We start from the raw sequence: 356 nt of genomic DNA, 5'->3' as shown, positions 1-356 counted from the left end.
CGACGACGGCCCGCCCGCCAATCAGCAGATGACGCACGCGGGCGCCACCGCAAGTCACCGGTGCGACCAGGAGATCATGCATGCCGAAGTGTCGCGGCTGGTCGAGATCAAACACGGCGATGTCCGCCTGCTGGCCGGGCGCAAGCGTGCCGACATGCGGCAGGCCCAGCACCCGCGCGCCGCCGGCCGTGGCCCAGTGCACGACGTTTTCGGCGGTGACGGCATTCGCGCCCTTCACCGCGCGATGGGTGTGCCAAGCACTGTGCATCTCGCAGACCATGTCGGCAGCCTCGTTCGACGCGGCACCGTCGACGCCCAGCGACACCGCGCCGCCGAGCGCGGCGAGGGCGTCGGCT

Annotated in this window: 1 protein-coding gene; it reads right to left on the bottom strand. The window is 71.3% G+C overall.

Annotated features, from left to right (window positions below; all coding sequences use genetic code 11):
• The coding region (locus tag CP49_RS32710; RefSeq protein WP_156438782.1) for an amidohydrolase family protein at positions 1-356 on the bottom strand (356 nt) is incomplete at both ends.

It is taken from the genome of Bradyrhizobium valentinum, from assembly GCF_001440405.1.
GTDB classification, from domain to species: domain Bacteria; phylum Pseudomonadota; class Alphaproteobacteria; order Rhizobiales; family Xanthobacteraceae; genus Bradyrhizobium; species Bradyrhizobium valentinum.
Note: the sequence above shows the minus strand (reverse complement) of the source record. Positions and strands in the feature narration are given on the sequence as shown.